The organism is Enteroscipio rubneri (assembly GCF_002899715.1).
Taxonomy (GTDB): domain Bacteria; phylum Actinomycetota; class Coriobacteriia; order Coriobacteriales; family Eggerthellaceae; genus Enteroscipio; species Enteroscipio rubneri.
The window spans coordinates 20196-45505 of sequence record NZ_PPEK01000013.1; the positions used below are offsets into that span (position 1 = coordinate 20196).

General features: G+C 62.0%; 28 protein-coding genes. 3 read left to right on the forward strand and 25 right to left on the reverse strand.

Features of this window, described 5'->3' with window-relative positions:
- Nucleotides 1–6 precede the first annotated feature (6 nt).
- From C2L71_RS09705 to C2L71_RS09715, 3 genes are all read left to right on the forward strand, one after another.
- On the forward strand, nucleotides 7–1221 hold the full coding sequence (locus C2L71_RS09705; protein ID WP_103265565.1) for an AGE family epimerase/isomerase: 1215 nt from the start codon (nucleotides 7–9) through the stop codon (nucleotides 1219–1221).
- Nucleotides 1222–1389: 168 nt separating this feature from the next.
- Nucleotides 1390–2766 (forward strand): ROK family protein, encoded by a 1377-nt coding sequence (locus tag C2L71_RS09710; RefSeq protein ID WP_103265566.1) that lies wholly within the window; start codon nucleotides 1390–1392, stop codon nucleotides 2764–2766.
- Between the two features lie 175 nt (nucleotides 2767–2941).
- Nucleotides 2942–4087, forward strand: coding sequence for a GGDEF domain-containing protein (locus C2L71_RS09715; protein WP_103265567.1), 1146 nt, complete (start codon nucleotides 2942–2944; stop codon nucleotides 4085–4087).
- 97 nt (nucleotides 4088–4184) lie between these two features.
- On the opposite strand, the gene nagA is transcribed toward C2L71_RS09715, so the two are convergent.
- The 25 genes from nagA to C2L71_RS09840 all read right to left on the reverse strand — a co-directional run bounded on the left by nagA (nucleotide 4185) and on the right by C2L71_RS09840 (nucleotide 25305).
- Nucleotides 4185–5309, reverse strand: a complete 1125-nt coding sequence (gene nagA, locus C2L71_RS09720) for an N-acetylglucosamine-6-phosphate deacetylase (protein ID WP_103265568.1) — start codon at nucleotides 5307–5309, stop codon at nucleotides 4185–4187.
- A 13-nt stretch (nucleotides 5310–5322) separates the two neighbouring features.
- Nucleotides 5323–6051, reverse strand: a complete 729-nt coding sequence (nagB, locus tag C2L71_RS09725) for a glucosamine-6-phosphate deaminase (RefSeq protein WP_103265569.1) — start codon at nucleotides 6049–6051, stop codon at nucleotides 5323–5325.
- 167 nt (nucleotides 6052–6218) lie between these two features.
- Nucleotides 6219–8396, reverse strand: coding sequence for a cytochrome C oxidase Cbb3 (locus C2L71_RS09730; protein WP_103265570.1), 2178 nt, complete (start codon nucleotides 8394–8396; stop codon nucleotides 6219–6221).
- A 183-nt stretch (nucleotides 8397–8579) separates the two neighbouring features.
- Nucleotides 8580–9206, reverse strand: a complete 627-nt coding sequence (locus C2L71_RS09735; protein ID WP_103265571.1) for an adenylate kinase — start codon at nucleotides 9204–9206, stop codon at nucleotides 8580–8582.
- 518 nt (nucleotides 9207–9724) lie between these two features.
- Complete coding sequence (gene secY, locus C2L71_RS09740; protein WP_103265572.1) at nucleotides 9725–11011, reverse strand: preprotein translocase subunit SecY; 1287 nt, start codon at nucleotides 11009–11011, stop codon at nucleotides 9725–9727.
- Complete coding sequence (gene rplO, locus C2L71_RS09745; RefSeq protein ID WP_103265573.1) at nucleotides 11005–11454, reverse strand: 50S ribosomal protein L15; 450 nt, start codon at nucleotides 11452–11454, stop codon at nucleotides 11005–11007. The genes secY and rplO overlap by 7 nt, the downstream gene beginning before the upstream one ends.
- A 264-nt stretch (nucleotides 11455–11718) precedes the next feature.
- Nucleotides 11719–11910 (reverse strand): 50S ribosomal protein L30, encoded by a 192-nt coding sequence (gene rpmD, locus C2L71_RS09750; RefSeq protein WP_103265574.1) that lies wholly within the window; start codon nucleotides 11908–11910, stop codon nucleotides 11719–11721.
- Nucleotides 11910–12440 carry a 30S ribosomal protein S5 gene (gene rpsE, locus C2L71_RS09755; protein WP_103265575.1) on the reverse strand — a complete coding sequence of 177 codons (531 nt, stop codon included), beginning with the start codon at nucleotides 12438–12440 and terminating at the stop codon, nucleotides 11910–11912. The genes rpmD and rpsE overlap by 1 nt, the downstream gene beginning before the upstream one ends.
- Nucleotides 12441–12455: 15 nt before the next feature.
- Entirely contained in the window at nucleotides 12456–12824 is a 369-nt protein-coding gene (gene rplR, locus C2L71_RS09760) for a 50S ribosomal protein L18 (RefSeq protein WP_103265576.1), read from the reverse strand.
- A 44-nt stretch (nucleotides 12825–12868) separates the two neighbouring features.
- The gene (gene rplF / locus C2L71_RS09765) at nucleotides 12869–13411 is read right to left on the reverse strand and encodes a 50S ribosomal protein L6 (protein WP_103265577.1); all 543 of its coding nucleotides are present in this window, start codon (nucleotides 13409–13411) and stop codon (nucleotides 12869–12871) included.
- A 16-nt stretch (nucleotides 13412–13427) separates the two neighbouring features.
- Nucleotides 13428–13826, reverse strand: a complete 399-nt coding sequence (rpsH, locus tag C2L71_RS09770; protein WP_103265578.1) for a 30S ribosomal protein S8 — start codon at nucleotides 13824–13826, stop codon at nucleotides 13428–13430.
- Nucleotides 13827–13931: 105 nt separating this feature from the next.
- Nucleotides 13932–14117 (reverse strand): type Z 30S ribosomal protein S14, encoded by a 186-nt coding sequence (locus tag C2L71_RS09775; protein WP_103265579.1) that lies wholly within the window; start codon nucleotides 14115–14117, stop codon nucleotides 13932–13934.
- A 109-nt stretch (nucleotides 14118–14226) separates the two neighbouring features.
- Nucleotides 14227–14778 carry a 50S ribosomal protein L5 gene (gene rplE / locus C2L71_RS09780; RefSeq protein ID WP_103265580.1) on the reverse strand — a complete coding sequence of 184 codons (552 nt, stop codon included), beginning with the start codon at nucleotides 14776–14778 and terminating at the stop codon, nucleotides 14227–14229.
- 312 nt (nucleotides 14779–15090) lie between these two features.
- Nucleotides 15091–15411, reverse strand: coding sequence for a 50S ribosomal protein L24 (gene rplX / locus C2L71_RS09785; RefSeq protein ID WP_103265581.1), 321 nt, complete (start codon nucleotides 15409–15411; stop codon nucleotides 15091–15093).
- Nucleotides 15412–15425: 14 nt separating this feature from the next.
- Nucleotides 15426–15794, reverse strand: a complete 369-nt coding sequence (gene rplN, locus C2L71_RS09790) for a 50S ribosomal protein L14 (protein WP_103265582.1) — start codon at nucleotides 15792–15794, stop codon at nucleotides 15426–15428.
- 49 nt (nucleotides 15795–15843) lie between these two features.
- Entirely contained in the window at nucleotides 15844–16104 is a 261-nt protein-coding gene (gene rpsQ, locus C2L71_RS09795; RefSeq protein ID WP_103265583.1) for a 30S ribosomal protein S17, read from the reverse strand.
- 27 nt (nucleotides 16105–16131) lie between these two features.
- On the reverse strand, nucleotides 16132–16326 hold the full coding sequence (rpmC, locus tag C2L71_RS09800; protein WP_009306348.1) for a 50S ribosomal protein L29: 195 nt from the start codon (nucleotides 16324–16326) through the stop codon (nucleotides 16132–16134).
- Nucleotides 16327–16749 (reverse strand): 50S ribosomal protein L16, encoded by a 423-nt coding sequence (gene rplP, locus C2L71_RS09805; RefSeq protein ID WP_103265584.1) that lies wholly within the window; start codon nucleotides 16747–16749, stop codon nucleotides 16327–16329.
- Nucleotides 16750–17463 (reverse strand): 30S ribosomal protein S3, encoded by a 714-nt coding sequence (gene rpsC, locus C2L71_RS09810; RefSeq protein ID WP_103265585.1) that lies wholly within the window; start codon nucleotides 17461–17463, stop codon nucleotides 16750–16752.
- Nucleotides 17464–17467: 4 nt separating this feature from the next.
- Entirely contained in the window at nucleotides 17468–17809 is a 342-nt protein-coding gene (gene rplV, locus C2L71_RS09815) for a 50S ribosomal protein L22 (protein WP_103265586.1), read from the reverse strand.
- 13 nt (nucleotides 17810–17822) lie between these two features.
- Nucleotides 17823–18095: a 30S ribosomal protein S19 gene (gene rpsS / locus C2L71_RS09820; RefSeq protein ID WP_103265587.1), complete on the reverse strand. Its 273-nt coding sequence runs from the start codon at nucleotides 18093–18095 to the stop codon at nucleotides 17823–17825.
- A gap of 22 nt (nucleotides 18096–18117) precedes the next feature.
- Nucleotides 18118–18948, reverse strand: a complete 831-nt coding sequence (gene rplB, locus C2L71_RS09825; RefSeq protein ID WP_103265588.1) for a 50S ribosomal protein L2 — start codon at nucleotides 18946–18948, stop codon at nucleotides 18118–18120.
- Between the two features lie 343 nt (nucleotides 18949–19291).
- A complete protein-coding gene (locus C2L71_RS09830) occupies nucleotides 19292–19684 on the reverse strand; it encodes a hypothetical protein (RefSeq protein WP_103265589.1) in 393 nt (130 codons plus the stop codon).
- Between the two features lie 152 nt (nucleotides 19685–19836).
- Nucleotides 19837–21423: a trigger factor gene (locus tag C2L71_RS09835; protein ID WP_103265590.1), complete on the reverse strand. Its 1587-nt coding sequence runs from the start codon at nucleotides 21421–21423 to the stop codon at nucleotides 19837–19839.
- A 264-nt stretch (nucleotides 21424–21687) separates the two neighbouring features.
- Complete coding sequence (locus tag C2L71_RS09840; protein ID WP_103265591.1) at nucleotides 21688–25305, reverse strand: FtsX-like permease family protein; 3618 nt, start codon at nucleotides 25303–25305, stop codon at nucleotides 21688–21690.
- Between the last annotated feature and the right edge of the window lie 5 nt (nucleotides 25306–25310).

Genomic DNA, 25310 nt, shown 5'->3' on the forward strand with positions numbered 1-25310 from the left:
AGCCCCATGACCGCCCAACACAACCAGAAGCTTTTGGATGCGCGCGACTGGTGCCGCCAGGAACTGGACAAGAGCATCGCATTTTGGCTCGAGCACGGCCTGGATCGAGAGCACGGCGGAGTGTACACCTGCCTCGACCGGATTGGCGAAGTCTACTCCACCGATAAAAGCGTGTGGATGCAAGGGCGCTGCGCCTGGATGTTCTCGTACCTGTGCCACCTCTATGGCAAACGGCCGGAGTGGATGGAAGCCGCGAAGAGCTGCCTCGACTTTTTAGAGAACTACTGCATCAATCAGGAAGCGGGCGGTCGCCTGTACTTCACGGTGACGGCCGAAGGCAAGCCGCTGCGCCAGCGGCGCTACTGCTTCTCCGAGGGCTTCTACGCCATCGCGAACGCCGAGTACTACGGACTCACTGGCGAAGCAAAGCACCTCGAGCGTGCGCGGTGGGCCTACCATATGATCTACGACCTGAACAACAGCCTGATAGACGATCCCACCGGACTCGGCCCCAAGACACTGCCCGAAACGCGCTCCGGACATGCGCTGGGCGATCCGATGATCTTTCTCAATATCATCAGCATCATGCGACGCGTCGATCCCGCGAGCATCGAGGAATACGATCGCCACGCACGCGAGTGCACCGATCGCATCGTAAACGATCACTATCGGCCGGAACTCGGTTGCACGCTGGAGAATGTCAGCCTCGCCGGCGAGCCGGAGCTGTGGTACACGGCCGGGCGCGTGGTGAACCCGGGCCACGACATCGAGTGCAGTTGGTTCATGATGGACGAGGCCAACTACCGCGGCGACGAGGAGCTGCATCGCACGGCCGAGCAGATTTTCCGCCTGGCCATCGAGGCAGGATGGGACGAGGAATTCGGCGGCCTGCTCTACTTCATCGACTGCAAGGGCCTGCCCACCGAAGCCTACGAACACGATATGAAGCTGTGGTGGCCCCACAACGAGATCATGATCGCCGCCTCGAAGGCGTACCGCGACACCGGCGACGAGTACTACCTGGACTGGCTTTTGAAGACGATGGACTACTGCAAGCAGCATTTCGCCGATCCCGAGTACGGCGAATGGTACGGCTACCTGCGCCGCGACGGCCTGCCCACCATGCCCCCCACCAAGGGATCCACGTTCAAGGGCCCCTTCCATGTGCCCCGCGCGCTGTCCATGACCGAGCGCGTGCTGACCGAACTGATAGGAGACTAGACGTTCCGTCGGCCTGCCGGCCGACGGAACCGCCCGACGCTGCGGCGCTCCGCAGCACCCTGCGCTTTCCCTCGCGTGCAGAAGCACGCTCGGCCGCGCAACACGGCAATTCGAGGCACCGCGGAGCGCCTCGCCAACTTGTTTACCAACTTGCGAGAAAGGTTATGCATGAACTACCTGGGTATCGATTACGACGTCAAGAACATGCCCGTGCTGGACGAGGGCTTCGTGCCGTTCGGCGTGTGGATGAAGGCGTACCTCGAGGGCGCCACCCAGCCCATCGCCGTGGCCGTGGAGCGCGAGGACGGGCTCATCTCGGTTCGCGAGAGCGCGATCCGCGGCGGCGAGTTCGCCGAGGCCGACTTCCGCTACGTGGAGCGCCTGGTGAAGTTCGAGCTGTGGAGCATCGGCGGCTTCCGGGTGTACCTGCGCGGCTGCGACGACATCGCGGCGAAGCTGGCCGAGGCGTACTCGCCGGAAGGCGCGCGCGCGTTCGACTACGGGTTCGTGGGCGACGTGTACGAGAAGCCGCTCGAGGTTGTGGCGTGCACGGAGGCCGACTTCCCCGCCGCCAACGAGGCCGCGAAGAAGATCGGCGGCCACATGGAGGGCTGCCGCATCGGCTTCGACGCCGGCGGGTCGGACCGCAAGGTGTCGGCCGTCATCGACGGCGAGTCGGTGTACTCCGAGGAGGTCGTGTGGTTCCCGAAGGTCACGGAAGACCCGGAGTACCACTTCAACGAGATCGTGACCGCGTTCAAGACCGCCGCCTCCAAGATGCCGCGCGTGGACGCCATCGGCGTGTCGTCGGCCGGCACGTTCGTGGGCAACAGCCCCATGGTGGCCTCCCTGTTCATCAAGGTGCCGCGCGATCGCCGCGACGAGGTGAAGAGCATCTACGACCGGGCCGGCAAGGAGATCGGCGACGTGCCGCTGGTGGTGGCCAACGACGGCGACGTGACCGCACTCGCCGGCTTCATGAGCACGGGTTCGGGCGACATCTTAGGGATAGCCATGGGCACGTCCGAGGCCGTGGGCTACGTGAACGACGAGGGCAACGTGCTGGGCTGGATTAACGAGCTGGCGTTCGCGCCGGTGGACCTGTCGCCCGAGGCCATGCAGGACGAGTGGTCCGGCGACTTCGGCGTAGGCTGCAAGTACTTCAGCCAGGACGCCGTCATCAAGCTGGCGCCGGTCGCCGGCATCGAGCTGGACCCCGCGCTCTCCCCCGCCGAGAAGCTCAAGGTGGTGCAGGGCCTGGCCAACGAGGGCCACGAGGGCGCGCTCGACATCTTCCGCTCCATCGGCGTGTACCTGGCGCATACGCTGGTGCTGTACAGCTCGTTCTACGAGATCAAGACGCTCCTGGTGCTGGGCCGCGTGGCCTCCGGCGTGGGCGGCGACCTCGTGATCAGCGAGTGCAACCGCGTGCTGGCCGAGGAGCACCCCGAGCTGGACGCGCAGATCAACGTGACGCTACCCGACGAGATGATGCGCCGCGTGGGCCAGTCCGTGGCCGCCGCCTCGCTGCCGGCGACGAAGTAGGGCTCATCATCGCACAACCTGAAGGCCGCTGCTATACGCAGCGGCCTTTTTTCGAGCCGGACAGCAAGAAAAGCCGTACGTCCGACGCGCAGACGCAGCCCCCTTCCAAAACCGAACGAAAGCGCTATACTTTATCTTTACGCTTACGGAATACCGTGCGGGATGGCGGCAAGAGGTGATCGTGCAATCACTGCTCTACATTGAAGTGAACCTGCTGTGCCTGCTCATCTTGGCGCTCGTCCTGGTGAAGGTGCTTCGTGGCAACGACGTGCGCAGCCGGCAGTTCTGGTTCTCAGGCGTGCTGCTGGCAAGCATCCTCGCGTCGGCGCTCGACATGCTGTGGATTCTCGTGAGTACAGGCTCTATGAGCGTCTCCCCCGTCGGAAGCTTCGGCATAAACGCGACGTACTATCTCATGGCCTCGCTCGGCAGCTTCTGCTGGTTCGTCTACTCCGAGCGCGTGCAAACGTCGCGCCTCGTGGCCTCCCCCGCGCGGATCGTCGTATGCTCTGCACCGCTCATGGTTTCATTCGTGCTCGTGCTGTCTTCCTACTGGACGGGATGGGCGCTTTCCATTGACGCAGAGGGCGGCTACCACCGCGGCAGCCTGTATGCCGTACAGTTCTTCATAGTGTACGGTTATGGGCTGGTCACAGCCGCACATGCGCTTGTGGGCGCGTTCAAGAAGGAGAACTTCGCCGTCAGGTCGCAGTACCTGTCGCTCACGTACTTCGCTGTGCTGCCGCTCGCGTTCATCACGTTGCAGGCCTTCGCCCCTAATGTGCCGCTTACCTGTGTGGGCGTGACCGTGGCGCTTCTCTGGGTGTATTTGGACATGCAGGAGCAGAAGATTTCGCTCGACCCGCTCACGCAACTGAATAATCGCACCCAACTGGCGAAGCACGTAGCGCAGCGCATGAGGCATCGCGATGCAGGGCAGACGCTGTGCCTGTTCATCGTGGATGTCGATCGTTTCAAGGGCATCAACGACATCTACGGCCACGTGGAGGGAGACCGTGCGCTCGTGCGCGTCGCCGACGCTCTGCGTCGCTGTTGCGCAGGCGGCTCCGCCTTCATCGCGCGCTATGGCGGCGACGAGTTCATCGTGGTGCGCGATTCCGCACGGACCTGCGACGCGACGGAGATGGGCGCGCGCCTGAACGCCGAACTCGCACGGCTCGACGAGGCGGCCGGGGCGCCCTACGCCCTGCACGTCAGCGTGGGCGCCGCGGTCTACCGGGAGGGCATCGAGACGCTGCAGGACTTCATCCGCGAGGCCGACCGGGAGCTGTACGAGGCGAAGGCCGCCCGCGCCTCGTAGAATAGCCCCGTTCATGCCGCTTGGCGAGCATGGACTGTCTCCCCACCTGGCGGCAAGGGCACGTGCGTAACGTTCTTCGTCCCGTTTGCGGCCCGTTCTACGCCAGCAGTCGCCCCCTCAACACCACGTGCCTCACGTCCAACGTTTCAGCGTCCAGCAGCACGGCGTCGGCCACCTTGCCGGGCTCGATGGCGCCGCGCTCGGCGTCCACGCCGATGGCGCGAGCCGGATTCGCGGTAGCGGCCTTCACGGCGCTTTCCAGCGGGATGTCAGCCTCGCGCACAGCCCAGCGCAGGCAGGCGGCCAAGTCGGTGGCCGATCCGGCAATGGTGCCGTCAGCCAGCGTGGCCAGGTTGCCGCGCACGGTGACGTCCTGCCCGCCCAGGTCGTACACGCCGTCCTCCAGGCCGGTAGCCCGCATGGAATCGCTGATGAGGACCATGCGATCGTCGCCGAACAGCCTGAACGCCATCCGCACCATGGCGGGATGGATATGCACGCCGTCGGCGATAAGCTCGGCTGTCACGTCGTCGCGCTCGAACGCCGCGGGAATAGGGCCCGGTTTGCGGTGGTGCAGCGGCGGCATGGCGTTGTACAGGTGCGTGAGCTGGCGCGCGCCGTGCTCGAACGCGGCGCGGGTGCAATCGTAGTCGGCTGTGGTGTGCGCGAGCGAGATGCGCACCTCGTCCGCCATCTCGTCGATGAAGGCGAGCGCGCCCTCTTCCTCCGGCGCGATGTCCACCAGCTTCACTAGGCCGCCCGCCGCCTCCTGCAAGCGGCGCAGCATGGCCGCGTCGGGCACCTGCACGTAGGCCGGGTTCTGCGCGCCTATCTTGTCGGGCGAAATGAACGGCCCTTCCATGTTCACGCCCACAAGCGCCGCTTCGTCGTCGGTCGGGGCGAACGCGGCCGCAGCCCGCATGATGCCGGCCAGCTTCTCCTCGGGATACGTCATGGTTGCCGGGCAGATGGCCGTCACGCCGCGGCTCGCCTCGTGACGCGCAATGGTGGACAGCGCCTCGCCCGTGCCGTCGCACAGGTCGGCCCCCAAACAACCGTGGAAGTGCACATCCACCAGCCCGGGGATCACGTAGCAGCCCGCGGCGTCCAGCACGTCACCGTCGCCCACATCGGCCGCCTCGGCGAACCGGCCGTCGGCCACCGCCACGTCGCGCGTAGCGAAGCCCCGGCCGTCGAACACGTTTCCATTCGTTATGAGCATGGACGCTCCCCTCCTATCGGCAGAGCGCGCCCGCCGCCGGGTCGACGATGACGGTGGCGTTGGGGTGGAACTGTAGGATGGAGGCCGGCACCTGGGGCGTCACGGGGCCGAAGAACGCCTGCTTCACGATCTCGGCCTTGTGGGCGCCCTCCACCACCACGAGCACGCTGCGCGCGGCCATGATGGTGCCGATGCCCATGGTGTAGGCCTGGCGCGGCACGTCATTGATGCTGTCGAACAGGCGGCTGTTCGCCTGGATGGTGCTCTCGGTGAGATCGACGCAATGCGTGGCCTTCGGGAACTCGTCCTCAGGCTCGTTGAAGCCGATGTGGCCGTTCGGCCCGAGGCCCAGCAGCTGCAGGTCGATGCCGCCCGCCTCCTCGATGGCCTGCTCGTAGGCCGCGCACACGGCATCGGCGTCCGGGTTGAATCCTTCCGGCACGTGCGTGCGCACCTGATCGATGTCCACGTGGTCGAACAGGTGCTGCTTCATGAAGTAGCGGTAGCTTTGGTCGTGCTCGGGGGCTAGTCCACGGTACTCGTCCAGGTTGAACGTGGTCACGTCGGCGAAGCTGATCTTGCCGGACGCGCAGTCCTCCACGAGGCAGGCGTACAGGCCGATGGGCGTCGTGCCCGTGGCCAAGCCCAGTACGCAGGCGGGATCGGCCTCGATGTACGAGGCGATGCGATCGGCAGCTTGACGGCTCATATCCTCCGCGCTGTCAGCAATGATGAATTCCATGCTCGGCTCCTCTCTGTTCGTTGTCGTTTGCCGGTGAAAGCGACGGCACCGCCTTCACCTCGCTCCCTTCCACCTGCGCACTCCGCCTTCGGCATCCTTTGTCCGCAGACGCCGCGGCACGGCGTGCCACCGTCTGTCGTTAGAGCGTGCATCTTGTTAACCTGGTACTATGTCCAGAATTGCACGGTCTCGATGATATTCTGGTACGCCCAAGGGTACACATCGGAGTACCACCCGGTCTCCGGGACAAAGCACAAAAGCGCGCTGTACAGAACCGATAACGTCACGAGAACGAGCAGCACCTTCATGAGCAGGTTCTGTGTCGTCGTTCGCGGTGCAAGGTTCTCGTTCACCACGAACGCCAACAGCACGACGGCGGCCAGGAACATGAAACTGAAGTCTGCAAAGTACCGCTGCAGTATTCCGGCCATCTGCGCATCTAGCAGGGCTACGAGCACACCGCCTATCAACAGCACGATGATGACCCCAGCGATGGTGCGCGTGGCACGCTGCCGGAAGCGCAATTGCAGAATACGCTTGGCAAACGGAAGGATCCACAGTACGGGCAGGCACGCGAGGATGCCGCCGAACGTGGCCTCTTTGATGGTCTGTCCCATATAGGTCGTATCGAACGGTGCTGCTTGAAGGAAGGGGAATACCCCTGTTGCCGTCGGGGGCTGCACGAAGTACGCGAAAAATGCAGGTGCCAGCCGGCCGACGTTCCAGCCACGTTTCGTCATATCATTGACCGTGAGGTTGTAGTTCGCTCCAAAATCCGTAAACGACCCGAAGCGCGCGTAATTGTACCCCATGAGCCCAGCGGCCACCACGAGATACGGCAGGACAAGGCAGGCAAATTCGCGCGCACCGCGCGGCGTAAACAGGCGACGCTTCGTGATATAGACGCGCCAAAACAGCGGAAACGCCAAAAGCGACAGAACGAGTAGCTGCGGGCGGCAGCCGGCGACGAGAGCCATGCAGAGCGATCCGACCAGATACCAACCTTCAGGTCGCCCGGCAGCGCGACCGCGCATCCAGAAGTAGAGACCCCATACCGAAAACGCCAAGCCGAGCGCAATGGGAAGCGAGTAGAACGTCGGGAACTTCAGCAGATATAGAATGCCGCAACACATGACAAGGGGTATCTGCAGCAACAGGTAAAGCCCGAGGCTCACCCGTTTGAAGTGATAGCGCGCAAAGCGGTCGAGCAGGGCAGAACACCCCAGCACGAAGGCGATCACCGCAACAAGGACGCCGATAGCTGTGGGGAAATTCGCTCCCGTCAGCACATAGAACGGCAGATAGAACAGGAGTACCGGCACCACGCCGAAGTACACGTAGTAATGCCCGTCATGGAAGGCCACATCGAAGAGATAGGGCTCCCCCGTCGCTTTCTGCGCCTCGTCGCGCGCACCCTTATCATAGGGATCGCTCATGTCTTGCAACCAGTCCGGAGGTTCCTCTTCAAGGTAGAGCTGGCCCTTCGTCATAGCCTTTGCAAGCTCGGCATACTGCTGGGCGTTGTCGCCCCCTACCTCGAAGGCGTTCACCATGCTCGAACCATCCCAGGACCCGTTGTTGTAGTCCTTCGTTGCCACGCCCACAAGATTCGACCCCAGGAACAGATACGAACTCAACAGGCAAACCTCGATGGCGACGGTCGCGATGATGATCGCCTTTGACTTTCGAGGCTGATCTACGATGCCGATACGATAGATGACTGAGCGCGGTCGAAACGCAAACACGAGACCCAGAAGCCCCGCCGTCGCCAGAAAGCGGGTCGTATTGAAATCGAACGGATGATGGGCGTTCAGGGTGATGCTCTTGAGCTTGATCGGATAGTTCGTATCGTCGCCGACAATTTCGATTCGCAGATTATCGACAATGCCGGTAGTATTCAGATTGATGTACTCGCTCTGATCAACGAACGTGGACACGTCCACATCAGGGACGCCCACCGTATACTCGGTGGAGTCGAAATACGTGAGATGCGCCTCATCGGTAAAGTGTATGCGCACCGTCAGCTCTTGGGCTGGTTGGTCGAAATCGAAATCGAGGCGCACATTGTGCACCTCGGTGTTCAGATCGGAGAACTCAAGCGTATGGTTCACCGTGGTGAGTTTATACGAGCCGTCGGTCGTCTCCTGCAGGTTCAGTCGATCGTCCAGATTGATGGTGTTGTAACCTGCCGAGAGAAAATAGTTCACGTTGAACACGAATGTCTCGAGCAAAAGCGCACAGGCCAATATGACGACGACGCTCTTCGCGATATGGAGCACCGACGCCCGATGGGAACGCATGAAGCCTTCGTAGGCGTAGGCTATGTTTTGACGAACAGTAGGCATCAGGAATTCCATCGTTCTGCCGCCGGCAGAACGGCCCAGTACAGCGAACAAGCCCCACAGCACCCATTCCTGTTTCCGGTACGCTTGCTCGCGTGTACCGAACGGTTCGCTCGGCCGCGCGACAGAGCAATCTGGGATACCTCGAGGCTTCTCGCTGACATTATTGGTTCTACCAGAGAGGCGCTACAGGCTCAAGGCCTGCTTCACGTCCTCGTACACGACGTTCGGATCGCGGTCGCCATCGATGGAGACAAGCAGATCGCAGCCGCGATAGTAATCAATGAGCGGCGCCGTGGACTTTTCGTACACGTCGAGACGGTTGCGCACCGTGGCTTCGTTGTCGTCGTCGCGCTGGTACATCTCGCCGCCGCACTTCGGACACGTTTTATCGGCAGCCGTTCCAATGTAGCCACAATCCTTGCACATACGCCGCGACGTAAGGCGCTTGACTATAACCTCGGGATCGACGTCGATAAGAAGCGCTGCATCAAGCGGGCGCTCCAGCTTCGAGAGTTCTGCATCAAGCGCGACGGCCTGAGCGGATGTGCGCGGGAATCCGTCGAGGATGAAGCCTTTCTCCGTATCGGGATCCTGAAGGCGCTCCTCCACCAGACCGATGATCACATCGTCGGGCACCAGATCGCCCGCATCCATATACGACTTAGCCTTCTTGCCGAGCGGCGTGCCCTCTTTGACGGCTGCGCGCAGCATGTCGCCCGTGGAGATGTGCGGCGTTCCGAACTCGTCGACCAGCTTGGCCGCCTGCGTTCCTTTACCGGCGCCTGGTGCCCCCAACAACACGATGTTCATGATGAGATTTCCTTTCAACATACCGATCGGTTCCCGTATTGTACCAAAGCCCTCAGCTCGCCGCGCATATTTCACAGAAAGACAGGCCGGAGGATGCCGAGCAGGATGCAGAGGCTGAAAGGGCGAAGAGGCTGATGAAGTGGATTGTCATCTTGCGCCGCTCAGAAAGAGGTTTCTGCAAGAAATTCGAGGTATGGGAGTCCTCGAGGATTCGCTTTAAGCTCTTTTCGCGATGCAGGCACCTCCCTATATCCAAAAGCGCGGATCGGTGAATATGCAATGACTGTCCATTCTGCGACAGCCTGCTTTAGGGTTCCCATACCTCGTTTTTTCGGCAGAATTCTAGAAATCTGCCGCGCTCGCTCTCCGGTGGCGCAGAAAGATTCGACAACTCGCATGATTCATCAAAATGGTGCCACGAACCGGCGCGGTTTTCTCCACGGTATGGCGAAAGGGCGGCCATAGCATGCGAAGAGGGGCCCGCAGGCCCCTCTTCGTCGCATACGCGTCAGGCTTCCCTACTTGAAGAAGCCGTCGTAGTTGTGCATCTTCAGCTGGCTCTCCACTTTGTTCATGGTGTCGAGAGCAACGCCGATCATGATGAGGATCGACGTGCCGCCGAATGCCTGGACAAGCTGGTTGCCCGTAAAGAAGAAGATGATTGTCGGCACCACGGCAATAACAGCAATGAAGATGCCGCCGGGCAACGTGACGCGGTGCAGAACGTTCTTGATATAGTGAACCGTCGCCGAACCGGGGCGCACACCCGGGATGAAACCACCCTGTTTGCGCAGATTGTCCGCCGTCTCATCGGGATTGAACACCATGGAGGTGTAGAAGTACGCGAAGAACACGATGAGCACCGCGGTGAGGATCCAGTTTACCCAGCCGGTTGATATCGCATCGGCGGCGAACGTCAGCCACTCCACGTTGAACAAGGCCGCCAGCTGCGCCGGGAAGTAGATCAGGCAGCTCGCGAAGATGATGGGGATGACACCCGCCGCATTCACCTTGAGGGGAATGTAGGTGGACTGGCCGCCCATCATCTTGCGTCCCTGAACGCGTTTGGCGTAGTTCACGGGAATACGACGCTGGGCCCGCTCGACAAAGATGATCGCAGGAATGCACGCGAGCACAACGAGCACGATGAGCAGCGTGATGGCGATGCTCATGCCCATGTCGGCAGAGCTCTCAGTGATCGACGAATAGATGGCGCTCGGTACGCGTGACACGATGCTCACGAAAATGATAAGCGACATGCCGTTGCCCACGCCGCGCTGCGTGATGAGCTCGCCCATCCACATGATGAACGCCGTGCCCGCCACAAGCGTGAACACCACCATGATATCGGTCAGGATCGGAGGCACGTCCGTGCTGAACTGGACACCGTAGGCCGGCGACTTGAACAGCAGCAGGTAGCCGATGGCGTTGATAAGACCCAGGCCCAATGTCAGGTAGCGGGTGACCTGCGTGATCCGACGACGCCCGGTCTCGCCTTCCTTCGCCCAGCGGCCGACCGCCGGGATGACGCCCTGCATGAGCTGCATGATAATAGACGCCGTGATGTAGGGCATGATTCCGAGCGAGAACACGGAGAAGTTCGACAGCGCACCGCCTGTGAACAAGTCGAGCATCGTCATGGAGACGCCGCCGCTTTCCGTGAACTGGTTCGCGAACTCGTTGAACGGAATGCCAGGCACCGGAACGTACGCGCCGAAGCGGTACAGCGCCAAAATCGCCAGCGTAAACAGAATCTTATTACGCAGCTCCGGAACCTTGAACGCATCGATGATGGAGCTTAGCAAGGCTCTTCGACCTTTCCTCCGGCTGCCTCGATCTTCGCCTTCGCAGAGGCAGAAACCTTATCGACCTTGATGGTAAGAGCCTTCGTCAGCTCGCCGTCGCCCAGCACCTTCACGAGGGCATCCTCATGCTTGATGATGCCCTTAGCCTTCAAGCTTGCACCGTCGACAACGTCGCCAGCTTCAAAATGCTCCTCGAGCCGCTTGACGTTGACGGGAAGATACTCGACTCTGTTGATGCTCGTGAAGCCAGGGAGCTTCGGCAGACGACGCGCGAGCGGAGTCTGCCCGCCCTCGAAGCCGGGCCCCTTGCCGCCGCCGGCACGGGACTTCTGTCCATTCATGCCACGGCCGGAGGTCTTGCCAGTGCCCGAAGCCGGACCGCGGCCGACGCGCTTGCGGTTCTTGCGCGATCCTTCGGCCGGCTTGAGATCTTTGAGTTCCATATGATTCTCCTTGTCGCTTGACTGGGCTTTCCGCCCAGCGCTGGCAGCTCGCCGCCAGCAAACTTCCTTGAATCGACCATCGGCGCGCCGCAAGGCACGCCGATGGTCGATTATACCGTACTGGTCTGCCGACGTGAGCGTGAAGTACGGATACACCCGAGACCGCCTGATTCGCAGCCGCACAGGCTTTGCGCGCACGGCCGAGCGATAAGAGTCGGAGCCGGGTGCCGTCGTCCTTCAGACGGTGCGGCAGAACGATGGATCCTACAGCTCCTCGACCTCGACGAGATGTTTGACCTTGAAGATCATACCGCGGACGGACTCGTTGTCCACCTGATCGACCGTACGGCCGATCTTGCCGAGGCCGAGCGCGCGCAGCGTCTTGCCTTGATCACCCTTACGGCCGATGGAGCTCTTCACCTGGGTGATGCGCAGCGTATTCTTCGCGTCTGCCATTACTTCTTCTCCTTCCGGCCGTAGATCTGATCGACCGTCATCCCGCGACGCTCGGCAACGTCCTGGGGGCTCTGCATGTTTTTGAGACCCTCGGCGGTCGCCTTGACCACGTTCATCACATTGTCGGTGCCAAGCGACTTGGTGAGCACGTCGCTCACGCCCGCCAGCTCCATGACTGCACGAGCCGCACCGCCGGCGATAACGCCGGTACCGGGACGAGCCGGCTTGATAAGCACGCGACCGGCGCCGAATTCGCCGATGATCTCATGCGGGAGCGTCTTTTCTTCTGTCAGGGGCACGGCGAACATGTTCTTCTTCGCGTCCTCGACGCCCTTTTTGATGGCGATGGGCACTTCCTGGGACTTGCCCATGCCGACACCAACACGGCCGTTGCCGTCGCCGACCACCACAAGCGCGGTGAGCGCAAAGCGGCGGCCGCCCTTGACAACCTTCGAAACGCGGTTGATGTAGACGACGCGCTCCTGAAGCTCGGGGACCGCGGCGTTGTCTTGTCTGTTGTTACGAGCCATAGACCTTTACCCCTTCTAGAATTTCAAGCCTGCTTCACGGGCGGCGTCGGCGAGAGCCTTCACGCGTCCGTGGTACAGGTTGCCGCCACGGTCGAACACGACTTCCGTGACTCCGGACTCCTGCGCCTTCTTGCCGGCGATCTCGCCGAGCGCGGCAGCACCCTCGACAGTCGCACCGCTCTTGCCCGTCGCTTTGAACTCGGGGCCAAGCGTCGACACGCCACAAATGGTCTTGCCAGCGACGTCGTCGACGAACTGAACGTACACGTTATTGTTGCTGCGCGTCACGCAGAGGCGGGGACGCGTCGGCGTACCGGATACCTTGCCGCGCACGCGGCGGTGGCGACGAGCCAGCCCGGCTTGCTTTTTCTGAAGCTTGTTCATGCTAATCCCTTCGATCTCGATCCGTTACAGGCTGGTCGTCAAGCCTAATCGGACTTGGCAGCCTTGCCGAGCTTACGGCGGACGTACTCGCCCTCATAGCGGATGCCCTTGCCCTTGTACGGCTCGGGCTTGCGCCATGCGCGGATGTTGGCGGCCACCTGGCCGACCTGCTCCTTGCTCGGGCCGGATACGATGATCTCGGTCTGGCTGGGAACCTCAAACGTGATGTTCTCGGGCGCCTCGACGAGAACCGGGTGCGAGAAGCCGAGCTGCATCTCCAGGTCCTTGCCCTTGAGTGCGGCGCGATAGCCAACGCCGACGAGCTGCAGCTTCTTGGAGAAACCGCTGGAGACGCCCTCGACCATGTTGGAGACGAGCGTGCGCACGAGACCGTGGTAGGCCTTCGCTTCACGGGAATCATTCGGGCGCTCGACAATGATGTCGTCGCCATCGCGCTTGATGATCATGATGGAGGGGAAGCTGCGCGAAAGCTCTCCCTTCGGGCCCTTCACCGTTACGGTGGTGCCGTCGATAGTCACATCGACGCCGGCAGGAACGGTGACGGGCTGCTTGCCGATACGAGACATGTCAAACCTCCCTTTCCTACCAGATGTAGGCGACGACTTCGCCGCCGACGCCCATTTTGCGGGCATCGCGGTCGGTCATGACGCCTTTGCTCGTCGAAATGATGGCGGTACCGAGGCCGCCCAGGACACGAGGAAGCTCGTCCTTGCCCGCGTAGATGCGCAGGCCGGGCTTCGAGATGCGCCTGATGCCGCGGATGGTTTTAGCCTTCTTGTCACCGTATTTAAGGGTGAGCTCGAGCGTCGCGCGCGGCTCGCCGTCGATGACGTCGTATCCCTGGATATAGCCCTCTTCTTGCATGATGCGGGCCAGCTCGACAAGCTTCTTGCTCGACGGCATCGCAACCGTCGGCTTGCCGGCAGAGTTAGCGTTACGCACGCGCGTAAGCATGTCTGCAATGGGGTCGGTCATGGTCATAGTTCTTTTCTCCTTTGGTCCATGATGAGCCTGCAGATCCGGTTCGTCGGCGCCCATAACGCCTCCGCCTGGATCGTGGCACGCCCTGGCGTACCTAGTTCGTTCTTACCACGAAGACTTGGTCACGCCGGGCAGTTCGCCTTTGTTGGCCAGCTCGCGCAAGCAGATGCGGCACAGGCCGAACTTGCGGTAGTAGGCGCGAGGACGTCCGCAGCGCGTGCAGCGGTTGTGCTGACGCGTCGAGAACTTCGGCTCGCGCTTCGCCTTGGCGATCATCGATTTCTTAGCCATGCAAATCCTTCTTTCTCATATCCAACCCGTCCGTTTCGTTTGCACGGGCTCGAGTGCACACAGCGCGGGTCGTCGACCGATGACCCGCAGGCCGCGCCGAAGGCGGCGCTTACTTCTTGTCCTTGAAGGGGAAGCCCAGCGCATCCAGCAGCGCAAAGGCATCATCGTTGTTTTCCGCCGTCGTCACGAACGTGATGTCCATGCCGCGCGTACGATCGATCTTATCATAGTCGATCTCGGGGAAGATCAGCTGCTCGGTCACGCCCATCGTGTAGTTACCGCGGCCGTCGAAGCTCTTCGGCGAGATACCGCGGAAGTCACGGACGCGCGGGAGGGCGGTCGCCAGCAAGCGGTCGAGGAACTCCCACATACGGTCGCCGCGCAGCGTGACCTTGCAGCCGATGGGCTGCCCTTCGCGCACGTGGAAACCAGCGATCGACTTGCGAGCGCGCGTGATGCAAGGCTGCTGGCCGGTGATAACGCGCATATCCGCCATCGCAGCGTCAAGCAGCTTGTGATCGGCTGCGGCGGCGCCAACGCCCATGTTCACAACAATCTTCTCAAGGCGCGGGACCTGGTTGACGTTGCCGAGACCCAGCTCCTTCTCGAGCTTCGGCACGATCTCGGTGTTGTACATTTCCTTCAAACGAGGAATAGCCATGGTTCTTCCAATCCTTTCGATGAATTAAACGCAGGATTTCCGACCCTGCGTCCCTCGCCGCCGAAGCAGCAGGGGTCATTGTACTGCATTGGCCGTCGCTGGTCGCCGAAAAGTCAGCGAGGGCGGCTGCGGTGCCCCGAATTCGCGGGATCGCGAAGACGAAGCGTACTTCGGTACGCGAGCCTTCGTGATCGTGCGAAGGCGGGGTGCCACAGCCGGCCGCAGCGTCGACCCGTTCCGTCGGCCGTCAGGCCGGCGGATCAAACGCCGCAGCGTCGATCCGTTCCGCCGATCGAAGATCGGCGGAACGGACTAATCGATGTCTTTTCCGCACTTCTTGCAGACGCGAACTTTCTTGCCTTCGTCGTTGACGCGCTTGCTCACACGCGTGGCCTGCTTGCACGCGGGGCACACGAGCATGACGTTGGACACGTGGATCGGAGCTTCCATGGTGGAGATGCCGCCCTGAGGGTTCTGCTGCGTCGGACGCAGAGCCTTCTTAATCATGTTGACCTTCTCGACCGCAACGCGCTGCTTCTGCGGGAACGAGCGCAGAACCGTGCCTTCCTTGCCCTTGTCCTTGCCGGAGAGGACCTTCACCTTGTCGCCCTTCTTGATGTTCATGCTATTCATGTATGCACACCCCCTTAGAGCGTTTCCGGTGCCAGAGACACGATCTTCATGTACTTCTTGTCGCGCAGCTCGCGAGCCACCGGCCCGAAGATACGCGTACCGCGGGGTGCGCCCGAGTTGTCGATAAGCACGCAGGCGTTCTGATCGAACTTGATATAGCTGCCGTCGGGTCGACGAACTTCCTTCTTCACGCGCACGATCACGCAACGGACGACATCGCCCTTTTTCACGTTGGTGTTCGGCGCGGCTTCTTTCACGCTGCAGATGATGACATCGCCCAGTCCCGCGTAGCGGCGCTTGGAGCCGCCCAGGACCTTGATGCACTGCACCTTGCGAGCGCCGGAGTTATCGGCCACTGCGAGCATGGTTTGCATCTGAATCATTGCTTCAACCTAACTTTCATCTCGGTAATCCGAAGGGGTTGCCGTTGGACTACTTGGCCTTCTCGACGATCTTCACCAGACGCCAGCGCTTCAGCTTCGACAGCGGGCGGGTTTCCATGATCTGCACGGTGTCGCCGATGCCGGCCTCGTTGTTCTCGTCATGGGCGTGGAACTTCTTGGACGTTGTCATCATCTTGCCGTACACCGGATGCGGCTTGCGCTCCTTGACGAGCACGACGCAGGTCTTATCGTTGACAGCGCTCACGACGATGCCCTGACGGACCTTGCGGGAGTTGCGATCTTCACTCATGTAAATTCAACCTTCCTAACCGTCAAGCTAAGCGCTCAGCTCGCGGGCACGCATCTCAGTCTGGATGCGTGCGATGTCCTTCTTGACCTGCTTCACACGAGCGGTATTGTCGAGCTGGCTCGTGGCCATCTGGAAGCGCAGGTTGAAAAGCTCCGCGCGCGCTTCCTTGAGTTTCGCCTGCAAATCGTCGGCAGACAGCTCACGGATCTCTGCTGCTTTCATTTATTCCTGCCCTTCCGTTTCCTTGGAAACAATCTTGCACTTGATGGGCAACTTGTTGATGGCGAGACGCAGGGCCTCCTTGGCGGTCTCCTCGTCGACGCCGTCGATCTCGAACATGATGCGGCCGGGCTTGACGACCGCGACCCATGCCTCAGGATTGCCCTTGCCGGAACCCATGCGGGTTTCGGCCGGCTTCTGCGTGATCGGCTTATCCGGGAAGATTGTGATCCACACCTTGCCGCCGCGCTTCATGTGACGGGTCATGGCGATACGGGCCGCCTCGATCTGGCGGTTGGTGATCCAATGTGCCTCAAGGGCCTGGATGCCGTACGTGCCGTGGTTCAGCCGGGTTCCGCCTTTGGCCTTGCCCTTCATGGAACCACGTTGCACCTTGCGGTGCTTGACGCGCTTAGGTACGAGCATTTACTTGCGCCCCCTCTCGTTGCGGTCGTTACGACGGGAACGGCTCGGACGGGAGCTGCCCTCGAGCGCCGGCTGCGGCGCTTTCTGGCCAGGAAGCATCTCGCCGTGGTACACCCACACCTGCACGCCGATGGAACCCATCGTGGTGGCGGCGGTGGCGAAGCCGTAATCAATCTTCGCGCGCAGCGTGTGCAGCGGCACGCGGCCCTCGCGGTACCACTCGCGACGGCTCATCTCCGCGCCGCCCAAGCGGCCGGAGCACTGGATGCGGATACCCTTGGCACCGCTCTTGCGGGCGGACTGAACCGCCTTGCGCATGGCGCGGCGGAAGGCCACGCGGCCCTCGAGCTGTTCCGCAACGGACTGAGCGATGAGCGCAGCGTCAAGTTCGGGGCGCTTGACCTCGATGACTTCGATGGACACGGGGCCGTTGGCCACCTTGTCGAGCTTCTTGCGCAGGGCGTCGATCTCAGCGCCCTTCTTGCCGATCACAACGCCCGGGCGGGCCGTGGTGATGACGATCTTGATCTTGTCGCCGGCGCGCTCGATCTCGACCTTGGAGACGGCGGCACGGGCGAGCTGCTTGTCCAAAAACTTCCTGATGGCCAAGTCGTTTTCCAGGTTCTTGGCGTAATCCTTATCGGCGTACCAGCGGCTGCGCCATTCCTCGGTGATACCGAGGCGGAACCCGGTAGGGCTAACCTTCTGACCCATGCGCTTATGCCTCCTCTCGCGGTGCTACGATGATCGTGATGTGGCTCGTGCGCTTGCGAATGCGCGACGCGGAACCCTTGGCGCGCGGACGGATACGCTTCAGTGTGGGGCCTTCATCAGCGAAGGCCGTCTTCACGACGAGCGTCTCCGGGCGCACGTGATGCAGGTGCTCAGCGTTGGCCACGGCGGAGTTCAGCGTCTTCTCCACGATCTCCGCAGCGCCGCGGTTCGTGAACTGCAAGATCTCACGAGCCTGAGGCACGGACTTGCCGCGGATCAGATCGACCACGATGCGCGCCTTGCGGGGCGAAACGCGGACGTAGCGTGCTATTGCTTTAGCTTCCATTGTTCACCCCTTCTTATCGCTTGCCCTTGTCGGCGGAGTGACCCTTGAACGTGCGGGTCGGGGCGAATTCGCCCAGCTTGTGGCCGACCATGGATTCTGTAATGTATACCGGCACGTGCTTGCGGCCATCATGGACGGCGATGGTGTGGCCCACCATCTCCGGGAAGATGGTGCTTGCGCGCGACCAGGTCTTGACGACGTTCTTCTCGCCTGCCGCATTCATCTTCTCGATGCGATCAAGAAGGCGCGGTTCGACGAAAGGACCCTTTTTCAAACTTCTGCTCACTATTACTCCTTAACGCTTAGCGCTACTTCTTGCGGCGGCGGATGATCAGGCGGCTCGAAGCCTTCTTCGGATTGCGGGTACGATGGCCCTTCGTCGGAACGCCCCACGGAGTGACCGGATGGCGACCGGCGGACTTGTTCTTGCCCTCGCCGCCGCCATGCGGGTGATCGACCGGGTTCATGACCGTACCGCGAACGGTGGGACGGATGCCCTTCCAGCGATTACGGCCGGCCTTTCCGACGCGAATGTTGGCATGCTCGGCGTTGCCAACCTCGCCGATGGTGGCACGGCAGGTGACGAGCACGCGGCGCATCTCGGAGGACGGCATGCGGAGGATGGCGTACTTGCCTTCCTTGCCCATGAGCTGAATGCTCGTACCGGCGGAGCGGGCGATAGCGGCGCCCTTGCCAGGCTGGAGCTCGACGGCGTGAATGAGCGTGCCGACGGGGATGTTCGTCAACTGCATGGCGTTGCCCGGCTTGATATCGGCCTCGGGACCGCTCATGACAACGTCGCCCACGCGGAGGCCCTTCGGGTGAAGGATGTAGCGCTTCTCGCCGTCGGCGTAGTTCAGAAGCGCGATGCGCGCCGAGCGGTTCGGGTCGTACTCGATGGTTGCGACCTTCGCGGGGACGCCGTCCTTGTTGCGCTTGAAGTCGATGATGCGATAGCGGCGCTTGTTGCCGCCGCCCTGGTGGCGCGTCGTGATGCGGCCGTAGTTGTTGCGGCCGGCCTTGTTCGACAGCGGCGCAAGCAGAGACTTCTCCGGCTTGTCCGTCGTGATCTCGGCGAAGTCCGAGACCGTCTGGAAGCGTCGGCCGGGGCTTGTCGGCTTGTACTGTTTAACTCCCATGTCTTTCCTTTCTTCGGTTTTCTGCTCGCACGCACACTCCCTGCGCACCCCAGAAAACCCTGCTGACCTGTGTGGCCTCGCTCGCCGTGCCCCGTCTTGAATGGAGTGAGACGTCACGACTCCGAGTATCCACGCCTCCGGGTGTGTCCATACACAACCAGACGCAAACGAGAATTATACGCAGAAAGCGCCTGGTAATCAAGGACTATTTTCATAGACACAACCTGAGCACAACGGTCACGGTCGGTTCCCGATCACGGAGAGCGCAGACGCAGTCAAGGTTATCGACGCGCAGTCGACATGGACGCGGACAACAGGCCCGCACTTGGCACGAGCATGAGCGTCAGGCGAAATGTTTTAGAAGGCTGACGGCGGCGGGCTGCAATCCGGGAGCAGCGCCGGAAAGCGTTCCTGCGGCGATGGATCCCAGGATATCGCGCGCGGCAGCGGCCTGCTCGGGCGGAACCTCCTGGTTCGGATCAAGCAGTGCCGCAAGGCCCCTCATGGCATCTGCGCCTAAAGCCTCGTTCAAACCCGGACCGCGGTAATCCCGCAAGAAGCGAGCTATGTTCACAATGTCAGACGCATCGTTGAGCGAGACGAGAACTCGGCCATCGTCCGTGCGCATGCTCTTGGCCGTAGCCGGCAGCCGTGCAAAACCGCCCGACGCGAGACCACCCGCGATCATTCTGACCTCGTCGGTTCCCTCAGCGCCTTCCCTATCGCTTCCGTCCATACGATATCCTCTCTTCGACAACGCAAGGCTCGCCTGACCTTCGCGTCGCGCGAGCGAAACCACGATCGAACGTGCCGATCAGGCTCGGTCGTTCAACCAGCCGACGGTCTGCGACACGCGGCTTTGTCGGCGATCTTCCCTGCATCTTATTATCACGAATCAAACTCGAATCCGCGCACAAGATTCGTCCGGTTGTCAACAATTAGCCCGTTACCGGCTCCGAGAAGAGCGCCGTTCCTCAAAAAACGACGCTCTCCGCCCCGAGAAACAGCGAGCACGAGAAGAGAACGCCCCGTTCGCGCCCTCCTCTTCGACGCAACCGTACCCGGCCTACTCGGCGTTCTCCTTCTCTTCCTTCTCGTCGGCTTTCGGATCGACCTTCTTCGCATGCTCTTCGGTCTTCGGATCATCCTTCCCGGCCTGCGCCTTCTCCCCTTCGCACTCGCGTTCACGGCGGAGTCCTCCGGATCCTTGACGACCACCTCAGCATGCGAGAGCAGCCAAGCGTTGGCTTTCATGCGCTGCGCGAGCTCCCGCAGCGCGAAGCTGCGCCCGCTCTCCTCCATCTCGCGACGCGCGGCGGCAGGATTCTGGGGATTCATGGCACGAGCCGCTTCGTCGAGATCCGCATCGTCGAGCGTCATGCCCTCGTGACGGAACAGCGCATCAAGGGCGTACCCCTGCGCGAGCGTTGCACGCGTCTGCAGCATCATAAGCATGCCGAACTGTTGCTCGCCTCCTTGACTTTGTATGAATTGCTCGAATGGAATGCCCTGTTGGGCGAGCTGCGCGCGCATGTTTGCCACGAGGTTTTGCTGCGTCGACTCGTACACCGCGTCGTCGATGCGACCCTTGAACCGCTTTGCCAGCTCAGCGGCGGCAGCCTGCAGCTTGTAGTTCTCATATTGGGCGCGACGTTCGGTGCCGAGACGCTCCTCTACGCTGCTGCGCAGCGCCTCGGCACCGCGATACATGGGCATGTTCTGCGAAACCCATTCGTCGTCAATGACGGGCACGACCTTTTTCTGCATCTCCCTGATCGTGACCGTACAATCGATGACGGGCGCTTTCTCGCCGCCGGGCATCTCGAAGGAAAACGATTTCGACTCTCCCACGTTCATTCCGATCAGCTGCGACTCGAAGCTCGGAGGCATGAAGCTCATGCCCGTGATGTAGGTGCGTCCTTCGGTGGACAGGTTGTCCATCTTCTCGCCATCCTGGAAGGCCTCCAGCGCCAACAGGAAGCTGTCGCCTTCTTCGACAGGGCGCGGCTCATCGGCTTCGAACTTCGCAAAGCTGTCCGCCAACTGCTCGAGCTGCGCGTCCACCTCGCCTTCGTCCAACGTGAAGGGCGGCACGGTGACGGTCACAGGCTCGTACGACGTGAGCTCGTAATCAGGCTTCGGAGCCACGCGAAGCTCGAATGAGAATGTCTGACCGCGCTTGAGCGGAGTCTGCGCCTGCGGCTTGGGGGGATAGGCCGGGATGATGTTGCGCTTGTCGATAGCGAAAGGTACGAGATATTCGGCAGCCTGCTGCTGCACGAGCGCATCAAGATCCTTGATGCCCAGCTGCTCTTCAGCAAGCTGCGCGACCGTCTTGCCAGCAGCAGGCTGCAGCCCCATCTGCTGGGCGAAACCATACTGCGCCATCGTGAGCGCATGGGCGACCTCTGCAGTCGATGCGATCGCCTCCAGCAGAATGAACCCGCCGTCGACCTTCTTCTCGGTCACTTTCATGAAAGATCCCCTATCTCGTCTCCAATCGTCGATGAGCTATTGTAGCGCACCGAAGCCACGCCGCACTCCGCGTCGTTCCGCACCATCGAATAACCCGCCAGGACCCGAATCCTCTCCCATGCCGCCAAGCGTGCTCAATCTTGAGCATGGAAACGGCGGAAGGTCCGTCGCAGGGCCTACACGAGCCGAACAGCCCAGCGGACCGGTCGTGCGAACATGGTTGCATGCATCACGCCCTCCGCTGCCAGAACCCTTCGCCAAAAGCTATTCGTTCGACTTGAGGCTCTCCACCATGTCGATACGGCGCAGCTTGCCCCGCATCGCCAGCATGACGAGCACGGTGAACAGCATGGTGAGCGCAAACGCGATCACGAAGCTTGCAACATGAATCTCGCGGCCGAACATCACCTGGTTGACCTCGGCGGTGACCACGACGAAGCTCTCCATCCACACGCCCAGCACAAGTCCGACCGCGCAGCCGATGGCCGCCAGCAGGAACGTCTCGCGGTAGATATAGGCGTTTACTTCGCGAGGCGTGAAGCCGAGCACCTTGAGCGTGGCGATTTCGCGCACCCGTTCGGTGATATTGATGTTCGTGAGGTTGTACAGCACGATGAACGCGAGCGAGGCGGCGGCCACCACAAGCACCACCACGATCATGTTCACGCTCGAGAGCATGTCGCGGTAGGCTTCGATTGTTTCATCGTTGTAGGCGACCGTCTTCACTCCCTCGATGGCGCCGAGCTTCTCGGTGAGCTCGGCGCGTGCATCGGAATCGGTGGTGGTGACGGCCAAGATCGTCGTGAACGAGGGCCGTTCGCCCATGAGTTCGTCGTAGCGGTCGGGTCCGACGAACACGTAGTTGTAGATGTAGTTCTCCATGACGCCGGTCGCCTCGACGGCGTGTGGCGACCCCGTGGCGTTGCCGATGGCGTCCTGCTCGGTGAGCTGCACGTCTTCGCCCGCCGCGACGCCCAGCTGATCGGCCAGCTTCTCGCTCAAAACGACGCCGGCATTTCCCAGCTCAAGGGGCTCATGGCCCACGCGCGTGCGCATGAGGACAAACTCGTCCAAGCGCGAGGGTTCCTCCGGCACGACCACCTGGACGGGCACGTCGGCATCGTCAGGGCCGCTCGCCAGCATGTTCGAACGCTCAGCCCGCATGTGCGAGCTCACATAGCGCGAATCGTCCAGCAGGTCGTCGAGCTGGTCCCGGGAGGCACGTGGAATATCCTCCTCCACCGAGATCATGGCGTTGTACTTCGTGATGGTGCCAAACTGGTTGTCGATAATGTCATTGATAGCGTCGGAAAGCCCGAGCCCTGTGAGCAGGAGCGCCGTGCAACCCGCAATGCCGATGACGGTCATGACGAAGCGCTTCTTGTAGCGGAACAGATTGCGGAACGTCACCTTCCATGAAAACGAAAGGCGCCGCCATACCGGCCCCACACGCTCGAGCAGGATGCGTTTGCCTGCCTTCGGCGCACGCGGCAGCATGAGTGTAGCAGGACGCTCGCGCAGCGTCGCGGCTGCGGCTGCGGCCGTGGCGATGAGCGTCACGCCCACGCCGAGGCCGCCGGCGAGCGCGGCAAGGGGCCAGTCGATGGGCAGCGGCAGCGGCTGGGCGGGCACGAAGTAGATAATGCCGTAAGCCTTCATGATGACGGCGGGCAGCACCTGCGAGAGAACGCCGATGCCGACGATGCTGCCTGCGACGCTGGCGGCGGCCGCATAGGCGAGATACTTCGAAGCGATGCGCCAGCGGCTGTAGCCGAGTGCTTTGAACGTGCCGATGAGCTGGCGCTCCTCCTCAACCATGCGAGTCATAGTGGTGAGTGCTACGAGCGCCGCCACAAGGAAGAAGATGAACGGGAACACCTGCGCGATGCTGTCCACGCGGTCGGCATCGGCATCGAAGCTGGCCACGCCGTAGTTGGCGGTGCGGTCCATGACGTACCAGACGGCATCGTCGATGTCGTCGATTTGGCGTTGCGCGTCGTCAAGCTGGCGCTTCGCATCAGAGAGCCGCTCTTCGGCATCCTTCTTCTGCGCCTCGTATTCGGCAAGGCCGCTCTCGTAGTCATTCAAGCCGCGCTCGTAGTCGGCCTTGCCCTGCGCTAGCCGCTCGCGCCCGCTCGCCAGCTGCGCAGCCGCATCGTCGAGCTGTCGCTGAGCGGCTGTCAGCTGCGCGTCGGCCTCCTGCTTGCTGGCCTCGTATTGGGCCTGCCCTTCGGCCGTCTGATCCTCCCCGGCCCTGAAGCGAGCAACAGCATCCTGCGCTTGCTCTATCTGAGCTTGGGCGTCTGCAAGCTGCTGCCCGGCCGGGACGATCTGCTCCCGGTACGTCCGATCGAGCTGCTCGCGCTGGGCGTTCAAATCCTTGAGCGTCGCCTGGGCCTCGGAGCGCTGCTGCTCGAGGTCGGCGATGGTCGCAGGCAACTGCCCTTGAGCGGTTTGAAGCGCAACGAGCTGTTGGCGGAGCTTCTCGAGAGCATCCGGATCCTGCTGATCGGGCGGCAGCGCCTCCATGGTCGCAATCTGCTCTTGCACGGCGTCTATCTGCGCTGGCAGCGCATCGAGATTGGCCTGCGCTTCGGCGATGCCCGCGTCGATCTGCTCAATTCCCTGACGCGCCTGCGCGATGCCCGCATCTACCGCATCCGAGCCCTGCCGCCATGCGGCTGTTTTTCGAGCCAGATCATCGCTTCCCTGCTGCCATTGGGACTGCATGCCGGGAAGCGCCTGCTCGAGCGCCTCGATGGTGGCACGGTTCGCGTCGAGTTCGGCCCGGCTGGCCGCCAGCCGTGCTGCCGCGTCTGCAAGCTGCTCGTCGGCACTCGCGCGCTGGCGCTCAAGCTCGGCTTTTCCGTCGTCATAGCGCGCCTGCGCTTCGGAGAGCGTTCGTTCGTTCTCGGCTATGACGCCTGCCGCACCGTCGAGCCGAGCCTTTGCGTCGTCAAGCTGCCGTTTCGCCTCGGCCAACTGCGTTTCGGCGTCGGCCCTCTGCCGTTCGTAGTCGGCGCGCGCATCATCCAGTTCGGTTTGGGCGTCGGCCCGCAGACCTTCTGCGCGGTCCTTTTCGCGCTCGGGCGCAATGGCCTCGATGCGATCGGTCACCTGCGTCACCCGCTCGTCGTAAGCTGCGCTGCCGGAACTTTCGTCCGCGGCGCCCACTACGGTGAGAAACGCCTCGGTGAACGGCAGATCCGATGAGAAGTCGCTTTCAGGCACATACATGTATTGCGTGATTGATCCGCTGCCGAGCGAGGTTGATCCCAGGCTCGAGGACGTGGCGTAGTACGGCGCGCTCACGAAGCCTACGACTGTGTACTCGTCCACCACCAGGGCGTTCTCCATGCCCTCGGCTTCCTGAGAGATACGCACGACGTCGCCTACGCGTGCATTCTGCGCCGCCACGAGGTCGGCCGAGAGCACGCACTCCCCCGTTCGTCGGGGCCATGACCCCTCCATGAGAATGGGGCGATTCAGGTACTCGGGATCATCCGAGCGCGCATGGACACCGTCGGAAGCGTCAGACGAGCGCGCTGCGTCGGGCAACGAGTGCACGCGCGTTGCGTACTGCTCGCCCCCAATGGTGGCCATGACATCGGTCTCGTAGGCGGGCATGACGGCCTGAACGCCCTCGACATCGCGCAGCGCCGCGATGTCGTCCTCGGTGAGACCGAGCGTCGAGAGCACCCGTACGTCCATGAGCGCGGTGCCATCGTAGAATTCGTCGGCCGCGGTTTTCATGTCGGGAGCGGTCATGCGCAGACCGGCGTAGAACCCGGTGCCGAGCGCGACGATGGCCGCGATAGCTAAAAAGCGCCCGAGCGAATGGGTGATCGAACGGAGAAGCTCTTTGTTGAACGCGCCGCTCACAGACC